The sequence below is a fragment of the Tardiphaga sp. 839_C3_N1_4 genome, assembly GCF_051811045.1.
Lineage (GTDB): Bacteria > Pseudomonadota > Alphaproteobacteria > Rhizobiales > Xanthobacteraceae > Tardiphaga.
Map to the genome: position 1 here is coordinate 4,822,479 of NZ_JBPWQD010000001.1, position 16,051 is coordinate 4,838,529.

General features: G+C 61.9%; 14 protein-coding genes. 6 read left to right on the forward strand and 8 right to left on the reverse strand.

The genetic code is table 11. The annotated features are described in order from the left end of the window. Nucleotides 1-6 precede the first annotated feature (6 nt). From AB8A38_RS23085 to AB8A38_RS23115, 7 genes are all read right to left on the reverse strand, one after another. Nucleotides 7-516, reverse strand: coding sequence for an ureidoglycolate lyase (locus AB8A38_RS23085; protein ID WP_315843960.1), 510 nt, complete (start codon nucleotides 514-516; stop codon nucleotides 7-9). Nucleotides 517-713: 197 nt separating this feature from the next. Further along, nucleotides 714-1,334, reverse strand: a complete 621-nt coding sequence (locus AB8A38_RS23090; RefSeq protein WP_315843959.1) for a GntR family transcriptional regulator — start codon at nucleotides 1,332-1,334, stop codon at nucleotides 714-716. A 703-nt stretch (nucleotides 1,335-2,037) separates the two neighbouring features. Further along, complete coding sequence (locus AB8A38_RS23095) at nucleotides 2,038-3,756, reverse strand: protein kinase domain-containing protein (RefSeq protein WP_439087553.1); 1,719 nt, start codon at nucleotides 3,754-3,756, stop codon at nucleotides 2,038-2,040. Between the two features lie 69 nt (nucleotides 3,757-3,825). Beyond that, on the reverse strand, nucleotides 3,826-4,647 hold the full coding sequence (locus tag AB8A38_RS23100; RefSeq protein WP_439087555.1) for a formate/nitrite transporter family protein: 822 nt from the start codon (nucleotides 4,645-4,647) through the stop codon (nucleotides 3,826-3,828). Between the two features lie 47 nt (nucleotides 4,648-4,694). Further along, nucleotides 4,695-5,039 (reverse strand): nitrite reductase small subunit NirD, encoded by a 345-nt coding sequence (gene nirD / locus AB8A38_RS23105; RefSeq protein WP_374725601.1) that lies wholly within the window; start codon nucleotides 5,037-5,039, stop codon nucleotides 4,695-4,697. A gap of 2 nt (nucleotides 5,040-5,041) precedes the next feature. Then, nucleotides 5,042-7,519, reverse strand: a complete 2,478-nt coding sequence (gene nirB, locus AB8A38_RS23110; protein ID WP_439087557.1) for a nitrite reductase large subunit NirB — start codon at nucleotides 7,517-7,519, stop codon at nucleotides 5,042-5,044. 412 nt (nucleotides 7,520-7,931) lie between these two features. Next, nucleotides 7,932-9,482: a methyltransferase domain-containing protein gene (locus AB8A38_RS23115; RefSeq protein WP_439087558.1), complete on the reverse strand. Its 1,551-nt coding sequence runs from the start codon at nucleotides 9,480-9,482 to the stop codon at nucleotides 7,932-7,934. A gap of 227 nt (nucleotides 9,483-9,709) precedes the next feature. Here AB8A38_RS23115 and AB8A38_RS23120 point away from each other — a divergent pair, with 227 nt between their 5' ends. From AB8A38_RS23120 to AB8A38_RS23130, 3 genes are all read left to right on the forward strand, one after another. Further along, complete coding sequence (locus AB8A38_RS23120) at nucleotides 9,710-9,946, forward strand: ribbon-helix-helix domain-containing protein (protein WP_315843954.1); 237 nt, start codon at nucleotides 9,710-9,712, stop codon at nucleotides 9,944-9,946. A 94-nt stretch (nucleotides 9,947-10,040) separates the two neighbouring features. Further along, on the forward strand, nucleotides 10,041-11,297 hold the full coding sequence (locus tag AB8A38_RS23125; protein WP_439087559.1) for an aminopeptidase: 1,257 nt from the start codon (nucleotides 10,041-10,043) through the stop codon (nucleotides 11,295-11,297). Between the two features lie 51 nt (nucleotides 11,298-11,348). Next, nucleotides 11,349-12,311 (forward strand): GlxA family transcriptional regulator, encoded by a 963-nt coding sequence (locus tag AB8A38_RS23130; RefSeq protein WP_439087560.1) that lies wholly within the window; start codon nucleotides 11,349-11,351, stop codon nucleotides 12,309-12,311. Between the two features lie 3 nt (nucleotides 12,312-12,314). Here the strand turns inward: AB8A38_RS23130 and AB8A38_RS23135 are convergent, their stop codons facing one another. Continuing rightward, nucleotides 12,315-12,977, reverse strand: a complete 663-nt coding sequence (locus AB8A38_RS23135) for a helix-turn-helix domain-containing protein (RefSeq protein WP_439087561.1) — start codon at nucleotides 12,975-12,977, stop codon at nucleotides 12,315-12,317. 134 nt (nucleotides 12,978-13,111) lie between these two features. Here AB8A38_RS23135 and AB8A38_RS23140 point away from each other — a divergent pair, with 134 nt between their 5' ends. From AB8A38_RS23140 to AB8A38_RS23150, 3 genes are read left to right on the forward strand one after another with little or no spacing between them, the layout of a single operon-like run. Next, the gene (locus AB8A38_RS23140; RefSeq protein WP_439087562.1) at nucleotides 13,112-14,005 is read left to right on the forward strand and encodes a class II glutamine amidotransferase; all 894 of its coding nucleotides are present in this window, start codon (nucleotides 13,112-13,114) and stop codon (nucleotides 14,003-14,005) included. Beyond that, nucleotides 14,005-14,691 carry a protein glxC gene (locus AB8A38_RS23145; RefSeq protein WP_439087563.1) on the forward strand — a complete coding sequence of 229 codons (687 nt, stop codon included), beginning with the start codon at nucleotides 14,005-14,007 and terminating at the stop codon, nucleotides 14,689-14,691. The genes AB8A38_RS23140 and AB8A38_RS23145 overlap by 1 nt, the downstream gene beginning before the upstream one ends. Next, entirely contained in the window at nucleotides 14,691-16,022 is a 1,332-nt protein-coding gene (locus AB8A38_RS23150) for an FMN-binding glutamate synthase family protein (protein ID WP_439087564.1), read from the forward strand. The genes AB8A38_RS23145 and AB8A38_RS23150 overlap by 1 nt, the downstream gene beginning before the upstream one ends. Nucleotides 16,023-16,051 lie beyond the last annotated feature (29 nt).

Below are 16,051 nucleotides of genomic sequence, written 5' to 3' on the forward strand. Positions count from 1 at the left end.
CGATCCCTATGCGCTATGCGGCATCACGGCACGAACGTCGCCAGCGATATCGACGAACACGTCGTCGTCCTGCCGGCCGGTAATGCCCATGGCGACGGCGAATTCCATGGCCGCGCCGAGAACGGTCATGGGATGATGCCAGATATTGCGGGCGAAGGTGATGCTTTGATGCGCTCCGGCGATGAAGCACCGCAGGGTGGCCACATCAGGCAGGCCATCCGGGCCGGCATTGCACACGATCGCGAGGTATTGGCTGCTGCCGAGCGGGATGAAAGTCTGGGCGGAGAACGGATGACGCTCCAGCGTCGTGATTGGCAGGGGCAGACTGCCGAGCCGAGCGGCGCTGCTGATCCAGAAGGAAAAGGTGGCGGCGTCCTCGGTGCGATCGTCCGATGTCGGAAGATACCGCCGGCGCACGTCGATCGGTCGCTCGGCTACATCGCCGAAGGCGGCAAAGGCGGCCGGGGACAGCGATTCGGCCGCGACGGTGTGGGAAGCAATGTGGTTTGGCGTCATTCAGGCGGGACATCTGGTTGGTCGGCGTTGCGGAGCGGCTTGATATTCCACTGGTATACCAGTGAACCGCCCATGCTGATTTCAGTCAAGCTGCGAAGCCCGGGAAGCTGCGTCAAATTTGGACGGAGTCCGACAAAATTGCGGGCAGCTGCAGAATTTTCGGACATGCACCCGCAGGGATTCTGCCTGATCTCGACCTAGCCGTGAGGCTCGGGCAGGAAGATCCCGAACCGTTCGAGCAATCCCTGCCGCACATTAGTGAGATGCAGGATCATCGCCTGACGGGCTGCGGCGGCATCACGATCGATGATGGCATCGATAATCGCCAGATGCTCGCGGGTGGCGGGCAGCAGCCGGCCTGGCTGGCGCTCTACATTGCACATCCGGATCTTCTGCCGGATTTCTCCAATCAGCTTCTCAAGCGAGCGATTGCCGCAATGCCGCGCGATCTGGTCATGGATTTCATCGTCGAGGGTCCAGTGAACCGTCCCGGACACTGTCGACGCAGCAATGATCTTCTCCAGCGCAGCCCTGATCGGTGCAAGGATATCCAGCGCGATGCGGGTCGCCGCAATGAACGTCGCTTCGCTCTCCAACACCATGCGGAGATGGATCAGTTCGAGCAATTCCGCCATCTCGATTGTGCGGACCACCACAGTGCCGTTGGACAATTGCTCGAGCCTGCCTTCGCCCAGCAACCGGCTGATGCCAGCCCGCAGCGGTGTCCGCGAAACTTTCAGCCGCAGTGCAAGCCGGCGCTCTTCAATCACCTCGCCGGGCTGCAGCTGTCGCGACTCGATCAGGTTGTGCAGCTTCAAATAGGTTGCGTCTGTTATGCTGCCATTGGTCCGTGCCGGGCGTTTGCTGGTTGATTTCTTTGCTTTGTGGACAGAAGGCACGGACGTTGCTTTCGACGATTGGATAGAAATGCCGCCATATCGGTAGACGTACGTTATGTTCTCACCGCTGGCCAAGCCGAAGCTCTGGATGAGCCATCCATTCTCAATTGGTGTCGCCTTTTATGCAAGACCTCGCGAAATTCCGCTGTCTTTGGATCTCCACATGACCGCCTCTGGCGCAAATCGGACGTCCGATTGCCGCTGCAATGTCTCACAGAGATGCAAAATCCGGAGGGGCGATCTCGTTGATCCGGTGGCACGCGACGAAGTGCTTGTCATGAGCCAGTCCTCATGGAGCCCGACGATCAGGTCGCGCATACGCGGCGACCGCGCACTGATGCGACCGTTGGCGCCGTAGGGCGCATTGTCGGATATCTGCTCCCGGATCGCGGCCATCACGGCGTCGATGCGGCGCCGGCTGGCCTCGATCGCTGCGCGCAGGCGAGTTACATTCTCGTCCATCGCGACGCTGAGCTGTTCGAGCCGGGTGAGTACCCGCCCCCTGCAACTGGCGATCGAAAATGCCGAGCAGCATGTTCTTGCGACCGACGGTGTTCCAGATATTTTGCAGGGAAAGAATGTGAGGCTTCCGCGAGAGGTGCGGGCCTGACTAGTGCCGCCACTAGCGCCTCGCCAGCAATACGATGACAGCTATAGCGAGCAGCAACGACAGGCCCTTCCAGACCATGTTCGGATTACGTTCCAGGAGCGGCACGGTCGGCGAATTGAGAAACTCCGCCTTCGGATTGCGCAGGTCGTAAATATACTCGGAGAGTTCCTCGTAGCGCTTCGCCGGGTCAGGGTGCACGGCCTTGCGCAACACACCGTCGATCCATTCAGGGATGTCGCTGGCGTCGTTGAGCAGCGATCGATAACGCAGTCTGCGGTGCTGCGCGGCGGTTGTCGCCTTCGCGACCTCAGCTCCGTAAGGCAGTGTCCCGGACAGCATCTGATAGGTGAGGGTCCCAAGCGCATAGAGGTCGGATTGCGATGTGGCGCGCTTGCCGAAAAACAACTCGGGTGCGGTGTATTGCGGCGTGCCGAGAATGTCGCTGTGCTTGCCGGGTGAATCAGCTTCGACGACGCCGTTGACACGGGTGGAGCCGAAATCGATGATCTTCACCGTGCCCGTCTTGTCGATCATGATGTTGTCTGGCCGGATGTCCTGATGGATCATTTCCATCCGATGAAATGCCTGCAAGCCGCGCGCGATCTGCTCGGTGATGCCGCGCACGGTTTCCAGACCCGGCTTCGGATTGTCGAGCATCCACTGCTTCAGCGTCTGGCCTTCGATGAATTCGGCGACGATGTAGAGGTGGTTGCGCTTGCGCGACTGTCGGCATGGTTTCAGCACATGCGCACTGTCGATACGCCGCGCCACCCATTCCTCGATCATGAACCGCTTGAGATAGACCGGGTCGTCGCGCAGATCGATTGATGGAATTTTGATGACGACCTGTTCGTCACTTTCGACATCGACCGCGAGATAGATGTGGCTACGGCTGCTGCCGTGCAGTTCACGTATGATCCTGTAGCCGTCGAACGCCATGCGCGCTTCGAGCAATGGCGGCAGCGGCAATTGCGACATCAGAATGTCGCTGGCCTCGCCGTCCGGCACCGCGTCGATTCGCACGATCTGCACGGTGAGGTTGTCCGGGCTGTTCTGCGCATAGGCCTCATCGACGATCAACTTCGCGGCGGTGTCGAGATCGCCGGCATGGTCGGCAATCGCCGAAGTAATGAAGCGCGCGCCGACGAAATCATAGACTCCGTCGGTGGCGAGGACGTAGACGTCGCCGGCGTCGATCTGCAGGGCTTGATAGTCGATCTCGATTTGCGGGTTCACGCCAAGCGCGCGGGCGAGGTAGCTCTGCTCGGATGAGATCACGACGCGGTGGTCGGTGGTGAGCTGCTCGAGCGCGCGGTCCGATACGCGATAGATGCGGGAATCGCCGACATGAAAGATATGCGCTGCGCGTGCGCGTATCACCATTGCACTCAGGGTGCAGACATAGCCGCGATCCTTGTCGTAATGGTAGCGGCCGCGCTGGGTCTGGGATTGCAGCCACGAATTGGTTGCAGCGATGACGCGTTGCGCCGACGTCTTCACGGACCAGGATTCGGATGTGCAGTAATAGTCGGTGAGAAACGATTTGACCGCAGATTCGCTGGCTTCGCCGCTGACAGCGCTGCTGCTGATGCCGTCGGCGATGACGACGGCAATGCCTTTGAGGCTCAACAGCGGCTGGGTCGGAATCAGGGCGCCGTGGAAATCCTGATTGGTGTCCTTGCGGCCCCTGTCCGAATACTGGCCGATCGAAATCGTCAATTCATGCGGCATGGGTCACGCTAATAAATGACGCCCCAGCTGGAGAACCGGGGCGTCGTGTTGCGAGGATTACGGATCGGCCTAGCGGGCGAGACTAGCAACGCGCTTCGGGCCTGTCTTGATGTGTGTGGCATACAGCGTCAGGCCGGTGAAGGTAAGACCGCCAATGAGGTTGCCAAGCACGGTCGGAATCTCGTTCCAGATGATGTAGTCCATGATCGTGAACTTGCCGCCGAGCATCAGGCCGGCAGGGAACAGGAACATGTTGACGATCGAATGCTCGAACGTCATCGCGAAGAAGACCATGACCGGCATCCACATCGCGATGACTTTGCCGCTGACGGTCGTTGAGATCATCGCGCCGACCACGCCGGTTGAGACCATCCAGTTGCAGAGCATGCCGCGGATGAACAGCGTCAGCATGCCGGCTGCGCCATACTGCGCATAGCCAAGCGTGCGGCCTTCGCCGATATGGCCGATCACCTGACCCACCTTGTCCGGGGGCGTCGAGAAACCGAAGGTGAACACGATTGACATCATGATGGCGACGATGATCGCGCCCATGAAATTGCCGACGAAGACGAGCCCCCAATTGCGCAGCACGCCGCCGACAGTGACGCCGGGGCGCTTGTCAAGCAATGCCAGGGGCGTCAGCACGAAGACGCCGGTGAGCAGGTCGAAGCCGAGCAGATAGAGCATGCAGAAACCGACCGGGAAGAGGATCGCGCCGATGATCGGATAGCCTGTTTGCACCGTAACGGTGACGGCGAACACCGCGGCGAGTGCCAGGATAGCGCCGGCCATGAAGGCGCGGATGATGGTGTCGCGCGTGGACATGAAGATCTTGGATTCGCCGGCATCCACCATCTTGGTCACGAATTCCGAAGGGACGAGATAGGCCATTACTTGAAAACTTTCTTTGCAGCGGGGTTGGTTGATGGGGCGTGCGCCTATGGGGCGGCGGCGACGCTCATGTTGAGATAGATGCGGCCGTTCTCGAGCTTGACCGGGAAGCTGCGCGCGCAGCCTTTGTCAGCGCCTGAGGCTTCGCCGTCATCGAGATTGATGATCCAGTTATGCAGCGGGCAGGCAACCTTGCGACCGTGCACGATGCCTTCACTAAGTGGACCGCCCTTGTGCGGGCAGCGATTTTCCAGCGCGAACACCTCGTCGCTGGCGGTGCGGAATACCGCGATCTCGCGCCGCGGAGTCTTCACCGTGCGCGCGCCGCGTTGCGGGATTGCGCGCAGCGGGCCGACGTCGAACCAGAAGTCGTTGGATGGAACCATTGTCATGTTCATTCTGCCGGGACGGCTATAATCGAGTTGAGTGTTGCGAGCGGCGTAAATTCATGCTGTTCGCGGCCGGCGGCGCGCTCTGCCCAGGGATCCCTGCGGACCGCGCGCTGTGATTTCTCGAAGCGCGCCAGCAGCGCGCGACGGTTGTCGGCATCATCCATGATCGCCGCGCGTACCTTGTCGAGGCCGGCATTTTCGACCCACTTCCAGACGCGTTCGAGATAGCCCGCTTCCTCACGGTACATCTGCATGAAGGCCGCGATGTATTCGATCGCCTCATCCTCCGTATCGACATGGCCAAGCAGATCGGTCTGGCGGACATGCAGGCCCGCCGCACCGGCGATGTGGATGTCGTAGCCGGACTCGACGCAGATCACGCCGATATCCTTCACCGTGGATTCCGCGCAGTTGCGCGGGCAGCCGGAGACGCCGAGCTTCACCTTCGCAGGTGCCCAGGAGCCGCACATGAAACGCTCGAGCTTGACGCCGAGACCGGTCGAATCCTGCGTGCCGAAGCGGCACCATTCGGAGCCGACGCAGGTCTTCACCGTGCGCAGGCCCTTGGCATAGGCCGCGCCGGAGACGAGGCCCGCACTGTTGAGCTGCGCCCACACCGCGGGCAGGTCTTCCTTGCGCACACCCAGCAGATCGATGCGTTGGCCGCCGGTGACTTTCACCGTCGGAATCTTGAAGCGGTCGGCGACGTCGGCGATGGCGCGCAATTCGTCAGGGGTGGTCAGGCCGCCCCACATGCGCGGCACAACGGAGAAGGTGCCGTCCTTCTGGATGTTGGCATGGACGCGCTCGTTGATGTAGCGCGACTGTGCATCGTCGGCATATTCGCCCGGCCACGCGCAGAGCAGGTAATAATTCAGCGCCGGGCGGCAGGACGGGCAGCCGCAGGAGGTCTTCCACGCCAGTTCCTGCATCACGGCAGGAACGGACTTCAGCTCCTTGGAGAGAATGAAGCCACGGACTTCGCTATGGGTGAGGTCAGTGCATTTGCACATCGGCTTGCGGCCGGCGGCGGAGTAGTTATCGCCGAGCGTGGCTGCGAGCAGCGATTCCACCTTCGCCGTGCACTGGCCGCAGGAGGCTGATGCCTTGGTGCGGGCGCGCACATCGTCGAGGGTGGTGAGGCCGTGCGCGGTGATCGCCTGCGTGATCGCGCCCTTGCACACGCCGTTGCAGCCGCAGATTTCGGCATCGTCGGACAGCGCTGCGACAGCAGCGATCGGATCGAGTGCAACGCCGCCCTGATAGGCCTGGCCGAGGATCAGCGCGTTGCGCATGGTGCCGATATCGACGTTCTTTTTAAGGAGGTCGAAATACCACGAGCCGTCGGCCGTATCGCCATAGAGCACCGCGCCGATGATGCGGTCGTCGCGCAGGACGACACGCTTGTAGATGCCGCGGGCAGGATCGCGAAGCACGATCTCATCCTTGACATCGCCTTCAGCGAAATCGCCAGCGGAGAACAGATCTACGCCGGTGACTTTCAGCTTGGTCGAGGTGGTCGAACCGATATAGCCGTCCACGCTCTCGCCGGCGAGGGTCGCCGCGAGGGTCTTCGCCATGTCATACAGGGGCGCGACAAGGCCGTAGCACTGGCCGCGATGCTCGACGCACTCGCCGACCGCATAGATGTTGTCGTCGCTGGTTCGCAGATGATCGTCCACGACGATGCCGCGCTTGACGTTGAGGTCGGCGAGCTTGGCGAGTGCGGTGTTCGGGCGGATGCCGACCGCCATCACGACGAGATCGGCCGGCAGGGTCCGACCATCGTCGAGCCGGACTGACTCGACGCATGTATCACCGAGGATCGCTGCTGTGTTGGCTCCGGTCAGCACCTCGATGCCGCGCGCCTCGACCGCCTTTTGCAACAGATAGGCGGCGTTGGGATCGAGTTGGCGCTCCATTAGTGTTGGCATCAGATGGACAACGGTTGTTGTCATGCCGCGCATGGCCAGGCCGGCTGCGGCCTCAAGGCCAAGCAAACCACCGCCGATGACGACAGCGTGGCCGCCCTTGCGGGCTGCATCGAGCATCAGGTTAACGTCGTCGAGATCGCGATAGGTGACGACGCCGGGCAGCTCTGCGCCGGGTACCGGAATGAGAATCGGCTTCGAGCCGGTTGCGATAATCAGCGTGTCATAAGCTTCGACCGCGCCGGATTGCGTGGTGACGGTTTTCGCAGCGCGATCGATCGCGACGACGAGTTCGCCGCGCCTGAGATCAACCTTGTTGGTCGCGTACCACTCATCGGTGTGGATCAGAATGTCGTCATATGCCTTCTCGCCGGAGAGCACCGGCGACAGCATAATGCGGTCGTAATTAACACGCGGCTCCGCGCCGAACACCACGACGTCGTAGCGGTCTGGTGCGCGCGCGAACAGCTCGTCCATGACGCGGCCGGCGGCCATGCCGTTGCCGAGGATGACGAGCTTCTGCTTCTTTGCGTTCGGTTGATCGAGCATGTGCAAACCTGTTTGGACCGCTGCCGATCGGAAACAGGGACTCGCTCACCAAGCCCGGTAGGGATGGAGTCACGATGACCGCTTCGCACCTGACAATCAGGAAGCGAGCTGTGTCCCTGCGCTTGAAACCAGCAGCGGTTTCAGTATCCGGCGGACGGCGGTCATCATTGACGTAGATATTATTAGCAAATGGCGTGCCAACGTATCTGTCGTCTAACGTTCTGATTTTTCGACTATTTCTAAATGAGCTCTGCTGCCGCAGATCAGTCGTGCCACTAAAACGAGCGGCATTACTGATTTCCTAGGCAGATGATTAAATCTTGTGCGGTGCGCTGCAGGTTCGAGATGGCTCCCGATCTGTGCAGACCACAGGCTCGACGGCCGACGCGCGCTTGGCGAAGATCTCGTCAATTTATCGGCGAATAGTTGCAATGGTGAGTTGGCCATCCTCGGTGCTCGGCCGGCCACGGCGACGCAGTACGTAAAGCGTGCCGAGGGCAGGGCGCCCTGCTTCGAGGCGCAGCTCGGAATTCTCCTTGCATACGATTTCGAAGTCCTTCGCGGCGCAGGTTTCGAAATATGTCTCGCTATGAGCGAACCTGCCTGACGAGAGCAACGTGAAGTCGCCGTGACCCGCGGCCTCGATGCTCGCTGCGAAGAGGCCGCCTGCAGGGAGCACGCGCGCAATCAGGCCGATGAGTTCTTCCAGCCGGCCAAGATAGATCAGAAGATCGGCAGCGAAGACGAGATCGAAGCTGCGCGGGCTGTCCGCGAGATAGCTCATGACATCGGCCTTGACGAGGTCGTCGTAGGCGTTCCGTCGGGCCGCGACGGCGAGCATCTTCTCCGACAGGTCGATGCCGGTCAGTCGTGCGCCGAACCGCCCGAGCGGCCCTGCAGCAAGACCCGTTCCGCAGCCGAGATCGAGGATGGTCGCCAGTGTCGGTCGGCGGGACGCAACCATGTCGGCGAGTTGCTGCGGCACCTTGTAGCCGAGAATGTCCACAAGCTTGCTGTCGAAGCCCTCGGCGAATTCGTCGAAATGCGCCTCGACATAGGCTGCCGGCGCGCGGTCGTGTGTCTGTCCACCGACGGCATCCAGCAAGTAGCGCTGCACGGGATCGTCCGGCTGGCCTTGCAGTCGCAGACGTCCAACCGCGGCAGCGGCTTCGCGCATGCCATAGGCGCTGAACAGCGCGAATGCGGTACGCAAGACCTCGTCCAGTGGTTCGGTCTCTTGGCCCGCAAGTGTCGGGTAGCGGGCGATGGCGCCGTGAATGTCGCCGTCCAGCATCGAAGCGAAGGTGCGCGCACGGGCGTAGAGACGCAGGGTCACGCTTTCCAGTGGCACAAAGCCGTTTGCGATTGCCAAGGCATCGGCGCTCTCGCCAAACCGGCCGGCCATATAAAAGGCCTGTCCGAGGCAAAGTTGCGTGACCGCGTCGATGCCGCCCCAGGATAGTGCGCGTTGCAGATGCACGATCGCTTGCTCGGGACGGCGGGAGCCGAGATACAGTACGCCCAGGCCGAGATGAGCGTCGCCAAGCGAGGCATCGCCCGACAGAGCGCGCAGATAGGCCGCTTCCGCATCGTCGATACGCTGCAGCCGGTAGGCGAGGCTCGCATATTGCAGCCATGTCGTCGCGTGGTCCGGGTCGATGGCGAGCGCCTGTCGCGCACATGCTTCAGCCAGTTCGTCGCGTCCGCTCAACTGGTAGTCCGAAGCAAGCGCGCGCCACGCGGCAACATCCGTCGGCATCAACGCAAGTGCAGTACGAAGCGCGTCGATAGCCGTATCGCTCTGACCACGATTGCGGCTGATCGATGCAAACTGCCACAGCGCCGAGCTTGCACCGTCGGCCTGTTCGATGAGCAGCGCAAAAGCGGCGTGCTCGCGCGTCCAGCGATCGATCTGATCGGCGACGTGTCGGGCGTCCGGAAGTGCGAGCGTAGTGGAATCCATCGAGTCAGTCAGGAAAGTCGAATCCGAAGTTGTGCACTATGCTGCTTCTGCCCAATGCGCGCCACGAAGGCAACGTATCGATAGTTCCGTAGAGGTTGTGTCGTGATCGAGAGGTTGTGTGCGAGTACTCGTCTAAGGTCGGATGATCTGATCTGTTGCCGCAGGTTTCAATCCGTATAAGCTGGCTGAAAAGAAACCGATCACTGGGTGGAAATGGAGAAGGCGCGGTGAAATCACCCGTCGTGAAACGATCGATCGTCGTCGCCGGACACAAGACGAGCGTCAGTCTTGAAGAGGCGTTCTGGACGGCGCTGAAGGAGATCGCCGGCATGCGCCGGATCACGATGTCGCAGCTCGTCGGCGAGATCGACAAGAATCGACAGCAGAACAACCTGTCCTCGGCGATCAGGCTTTACGCGCTGGCCCATTACCAGGCCCTCGTCCCGCAGCCCGCGGCGTCGTAGGCGTCCGGTAAGTCCTGCGGCGGACCGGCTGGCGGCAAGGCGCATCTGCGCCTACATTCGGTCCAGCCACTTCCACATCAGTCAGGGCCTCTGCATGACCGTTCACCAGCGCAATTTGTCCACCCCCATCGATCCCGTGAAGCTCGACCGTCTGGCCGAAGTCGCCGTGAAAGTTGGGCTGCAACTGGCGCCGGGGCAGGATCTGCTGCTGACCGGCCCCGCCGCGGCGCTGCCGCTGGTGCGCAAGATCGCTGAACATGCCTACAAGGCCGGCGCAGGCCTGGTGACACCGTTTTTCTCCGATGAAGAGATGACGTTGGCGCGCTATCGCTACGGTCACGATGTGAGCTTCGATCGCGCCGCCGGCTGGCTCTATGAGGGCATGGCCAAGGCGCTCGGCAGCAACACCGCGCGCCTCGCCATCGTCGGCGACAATCCGATGCTGCTGTCCAATGAAGATCCGGCCAAGGTGTCGCGCGCCAGCAAGGCGAATTCCATCGCCTATCAGCCAGCGCTGCAGAAGATCGCAGGCTTCGACATCAACTGGAACATCATTGCTTATCCGACGCTCTCATGGGCCAAGCAGGTGTTTCCCGGCGACGAGGACGACGTTGCCGTGCAAAAGCTTGCGGATGCGATCTTCGCGGCGTCGCGTGTCGATGGTGCCGATCCGATCGCGGCATGGGCCAAGCACAATGCTGCGTTGCGTAGCCGCACCGAATGGCTGAACGCGCAGCGCTTCCACGCGTTGCATTTCACCGGGCCGGGTACCGATCTCGTGGTGGGTCTTGCCGATGGCCATGAATGGGAAGGCGGCGCATCGACGGCCAAGAACGGCATCATCTGCAACGCCAATATCCCCACCGAGGAAGTCTTCACCACACCGCATGCCGCGCGTGTCAACGGCCATGTCCGCTCGACCAAGCCGCTATCCTATCAGGGCACGCTGATCGACGACATCGCAGTGCGCTTCGAGGGCGGCAAGATCGTCGAGGCCAAGGCCTCACGCGGCGAGGAAGTACTCAACAAGGTGCTCGACACCGACGAAGGCTCGCGTCGGCTCGGCGAAGTCGCGCTGGTGCCGCATTCGTCGCCGATCTCGGCCAGCGGGCTGTTGTTCTACAACACGCTGTTCGACGAGAATGCCGCCTGTCACATCGCGCTCGGCCAGTGCTATTCGAAGTGCTTCGTCAATGGCGGCGATCTCACGCCCGAACAGATCGCAGCGCAGGGCGGCAACAAGAGCTTCATCCATATCGACTGGATGATCGGCTCTGGCGAAGTCGATATCGATGGTGTCCACACCGACGGCCGCCGCGTGCCGGTGTTCCGTAAGGGCGAATGGGCGTAACGCCGCGACGTTCATGATCTGAACGGGCGCGGAAACTGAGTCTTCAAATCTATGGCCCAGCCCCACCGCGTCGGCTTTCTCCTGATCGACGGCTTCGCGCTCATGTCCTTCGCCTCGGCGATCGAACCGCTGCGCGCTGCCAATGTCCTGGCCGGCAAGAACCTGTATCAGTGGCTACAGATCTCGACCGGAGCCGACGCGATCCTGGCGTCGAACGGATTGTCGGTGGCGTCCGATCACACCATTGCCGACAGCGTGCGCTACGACACGGTGCTGGTTTGCGCCGGTGGCAATCCCGCTGGTTTCGATGATGCCAAGGCGCTGGCGTGGCTGCGCCGCCTCGCACGCTCGGGCTGCGCCATCGGCGGCGTCTCCGGCGGGCCGTTCATTCTGGCCAAGGCCGGCATCCTCGATGGCGTTCGCTGCACGATCCATTGGGAGCATCTCGATGCGTTCATCGAAGCCTTTCCCGAGATCGAGCCGACGCGTACGCTGTTCGAGATCGATGGCAATCGGCTCACCTGCGCCGGCGGTGTCGCCGCGCTCGACATGATGCATGCCATCATCCGCCGAGATCACGGCCAGGCACTTGCAGCGAAAGTCAGTGACTGGTTTCTGCAAACTGCCGTGCGCCTCGGCGACGACAGCCAGCGCATTTCATTGCGCGAGCGCCTCGGTACCAGCAATCGCGCCGTGCTCTCGGCGATCACCGTGATGGAACGGCGTCTGGCCAGCCCCGCGCCGCGCGACGAGCTGGCAAAAACGGCCGGCGTGTCCGTGCGTCAGCTCGAGCGGTTGTTCACCGCACATCTCGGCGTAACCATCGAGCAGCATTACCTGACCCTGCGTCTCGCCAAGGCCCGCGCGCTGTTGCAGCAGACCAGCATGCCGGTGGTCGAGGTCTCGGCCGAATGCGGCTTCGCCAGCGCCAGCCATTTCGCACGGATGTATCGGCGGGCCTTCGATGTGGCACCGTCGCAGGACCGGATGCCGGGGAAGAGCAAAGCGAAGTGAGGCCTAGCTCCGCCGCGGATAAATAATCACAGACAGATACGTCATCGGCGCCTTCACCAGTTCTTCCGGGCCGTGCCGCGCGGCTGCGTCGAAGAACAGCGTGTCGCCGGGCTCCATCAGATAGGTCTGATCGGCGTGGCGATAGCGCACCTTGCCTGATAGCATGAAGATCATCTCGACCCCGGCATGGCGGAAGTTGCTATAGGCCTCGGCATCCTCGTTCAGCGTGATCAGATAAGGCTCGACGCCGAGCTCGCCGTGAATCGACTGACCGAGCAGTTGATAGTGATGGCCGGACTTGGTGCCGCGTCGTTCGATCTTCACGCCGGCGCCCGCTTTCACAAAGGAGCAGTCGCGCTCCTCCTCGGTCTCGCGGAAGAAACGACTGATCGGCACGTTCAGTGCTTTCGATAGTGCATTGAGCGTGCCCAGCGACGCCGAGATGCTGCCGGTCTCGATCTTCGACAACATGCCGGTCGAGATGCCCGCCGATGTGCTGAGCTCGGCCACCGTCAGCTCCAGCTCCTTGCGGAGCTGCCGCACTTCATTGCCGATCTTGGATTCCAGCGAGCCGCCGACTTCCAGCGGCGCGTTCGAACCGGTGCGCAGCTCCTCCAGCTTTGAGCGCGCGGGCGATGATTTCGTTTTCTTCGGTTTCGCTTTCACGATGGCGTTTCCTACAGTGTTGATTTCCCGACAATAGCGATATTTCCTGTCAGGAAAACTATTTTCTCCCAGGTTGACACAGCGGTTTTGTTTCGGGCAAGGTCCACGGGCATTCAACGAGCGAGACGCGAGCCATGTGCGGCATTGCCGGTCTGTTTCTGAAAGATCAAAAGCTGGCCCCCGAATTAGGCGGGTTGCTCTCCGGCATGCTGGAAGCGCTGAGCGATCGCGGCCCCGACTCTGCAGGCTTTGCTGTTTATGGCGACGGCGATGCCGGACAGATCAAGCTGACGCTGCGTGCCGCGCCGTCGTTTGATTTCGCTGCATTGGTGGCGTCGCTCGGCAAGGTCGCCGGTGCGCCGATAGCGTATCAGGTGCATGATACTCACGCGGTCATCAGCATCCCCACCGATCGCGAGGCCGCTGTCGCATCTGCGCTCCTCGGCATGAAAGACGTAGACATGGTTGCACGGGGGCGGCGCATGGCCGTTTTCAAGGAAGTCGGTCAGCCCGCTGACGTGGCGAAGCGTTTCGGCCTGAACGCAATGACCGGCACCCATGCCGTCGGTCATACGCGCATGGCGACGGAGTCCGCCGTGACGACTAACGGCGCGCATCCCTTTACTACGGGCACGGACCAGTGCCTGGTGCATAACGGTTCACTGTCGAACCACAATGACGTGCGCCGCGAGCTGATTCGCCAGGGCATGACGTTCCGCACCGAAAACGATTCCGAAGTCGCCGCCGGCTATATCTCATCGCAAATGGCCGCCGGTGCTTCGTTGCAGGATGCGATGACGTCGTCGCTCGCCGCGCTCGACGGCTTTTACACATTCGTCATCGGCACCGAGACCGGCTTCGGCGTGCTGCGCGATCCCATTGCCTGCAAGCCAGCCGTGATGGCCGAGACCGATCGCTGGGTCGCCTTCGGCACCGAATATCGTGCGCTGGTCGATCTGCCGGGCATCGACGTCGCCAGGGTCTGGGAGCCCGAACCCGCCAAAGTCTATTTGTGGGAGCGTCACTGATGCCCACGGTCGATCTCGCTTTGTCACCGTTGCGCGAACTTAACGGCGCTCTGCACAGGCTAACTCCCAGCACCAACGAGACGCACTGGACCATCACCAATCCGCGCGGCCAGCACAATATCGCGGTCGGTCTCGATTTCCCGGTCGAGATCGAGATCGACGGACACGTCGGCTATTACTGCGCCGGTATGAACAAGCAAGCGCGCGTCACCGTGCGCGGTAATGCCGGGCAGGGCGTGGCCGAGAACATGATGTCGGGGCGCGTCCATGTCACCGGCGACGCTTCGCAGGCGGCCGGGGCCAGCGGCAATGGCGGGCTGCTGGTGATCGACGGTAATGCCTCGGCGCGCTGCGGCATTTCCATGAAGGGTATCGACATCGTCGTGAAAGGCTCGGTCGGCCATCTCTCCGCCTTCATGGCGCAGGCCGGCAAGCTCGTGGTGCTCGGCGACGCCGGCGAGGCCCTCGGCGATTCCATCTATGAGGCGCAGCTCTTCGTGCGCGGAACGGTCACGAGCCTCGGCGCCGATTGCATCGAGAAGCCGTTGAATGACGAACACAAAGTCGAGCTGAAGAAGCTGCTCGATGAGGCCGGCGTCGAAGGCGTCAGCCCGGACGAGTTCAAACGCTACGGCTCCGCGCGAAAACTCTATCACTTCCACATCGACAACGTCGGGTCCTACTGATGAGTGCGCAAGACCGCTGGATCCACACGCCGCCGCGCAAGTCGGCCACGTTCGATGACGCAGCCATCGCGGAAATCCGCCGTGCCGCCGCGACCGGCATCTATGACATTCGCGGTGCCGGCGCCAAGCGCAAGCTGCCGCATTTTGATGACCTGCTGTTTCTCGGCGCTTCCATCAGCCGCTATCCCCTCGAAGGCTACCGGGAGAAATGCGCCACCGATGTCGTCATCGGCGCGCGCTTCGCCAAGAAGCCGATCCATCTGAAGATTCCAATCACCATCGCCGGCATGAGCTTTGGTGCGCTGTCCGGCCCCGCCAAGGAAGCGCTCGGTCGCGGAGCGTCGGCGGTCGGCACATCCACCACCACAGGCGATGGCGGCATGACGCCGGAGGAGCGTGGTCATTCCGATCTGCTGGTCTATCAGGTGCTGCCGTCGCGCTATGGTATGAACCCGGACGATTTGCGCAAGGCCGACGCGATTGAAGTCGTGGTCGGGCAGGGCGCCAAGCCCGGTGGCGGCGGCATGCTGCTCGGCCAGAAGATCACCGAGCGCGTTGCCGGTATGCGCCGCTTGCCTGTGGGCATCGATCAGCGCTCGGCTTGTCGGCATCCGGACTGGACCGGGCCTGACGATCTTGAAATCAAGATACAGGAACTGCGTGAGATCACCGACTGGAACACGCCAATCTACGTGAAGGTCGGCGCGTCCCGCCCATATTACGACATCGCGCTCGCGGTGAAGTCCGGCGCCGATGCCATCGTGCTCGATGGCATGCAGGGCGGCACGGCTGCGACGCAGGACGTCTTCATCGAGAATGTCGGCCTGCCCACGATGTGCGCGATCCCGCCGGCGGTGAAGGCGCTGCAGGATCTCGGCATGCATCGCAAGGTGCAGCTGATCGTCTCCGGCGGCATCCGCAATGGCGCTGACGTCGCCAAGTGTCTCGCGCTTGGCGCGGACGCGGTGGCGATCGGCACGGCTGCATTGATCGCGCTCGGCGATAATGATCCCGCGCTGGAAGCTGAATATCAGAAGCTCGGCACCACGGCCGGCGCCTATGACGATTGGCATGAGGGCCGCGATCCCGCGGGCATCACTACGCAGGATCCGCTGCTGGCCGCGCGTCTCGATCCCGTCGTCGCTGGCCGCAAGCTCGCGAACTACCTGTCGGTGATGACGCTTGAGGCGCAGACCATCGCGCGCGCCTGCGGTAAGAGCCACGTCCACAATCTCGAACCGGAAGATCTGGTGGCGCTGACAATGGAGTCGGCAGCGATGGCGAGGGTCCCTCTCGCCGGTACGAACTGGATTCCCGGCAGCAATATCTAACAGGCCGTAACGGCTGGTTTACTTTCGGA